At 61.5% G+C, this 551-nt stretch carries 1 protein-coding gene; it reads right to left on the bottom strand.

Features of this window, described 5'->3' with window-relative positions; translation table 11 throughout:
• Positions 1 to 59 precede the first annotated feature (59 nt).
• On the bottom strand, positions 60 to 551 hold a 492-nt coding region (locus RFM40_RS33665), incomplete at its 5' end, for an integrase core domain-containing protein (RefSeq protein ID WP_320279069.1).

Raw genomic sequence — 551 nt, forward strand, 5'->3', positions numbered from 1 at the left:
TGTTTGGACCGGGGACATCGCGAACAGGTGTGCGAGGACATCGCGAACAGTTTTGCATGCTATCGGGCCAAGGTGTTGAGGTCGATGGTTTCTATTTTTTGATGTCTGAACCAGGCGTCGAAGACGCCGTCGATGGCGGTAGGCCTGAAGGCGACGGACTTTCCCGCGAAAGCCCTGCACAAGCGCATTGAGCGGCCAAGGATTGAGACGAAGCCGTGCTGCTGAACGCGGCGGATGAGATCGTCCTTGGCATATTCGAACGGCTCGACAGTTTCGCGATACTGGCGCGGCGAGGCCTGGTAGCGATCGAGCGGCACGCCGCCGTCCAGCGCGTCGTGGGGACGCTGGGCGTTGTAGACGTGGCGCCACTGGTCGAATGCATCCTGAGCCTCGGCGAGATTGGCGAAGGGCGGTCCCTGCAATGCCTCGGCCTTGAGCGACCGATGGAAGCGCTCGTCCTTGCCGAGCGTCTGCGGATGGCAAGGCCTGGAGTGGCTGATGGCGATGCCAATCTCGATCAGCCAGACGGTGAGCAAGGTGAAGTCGTTGCG

The organism is Mesorhizobium captivum (assembly GCF_033977165.1).
Classification (GTDB): Bacteria; Pseudomonadota; Alphaproteobacteria; order Rhizobiales; family Rhizobiaceae; genus Mesorhizobium; species Mesorhizobium captivum.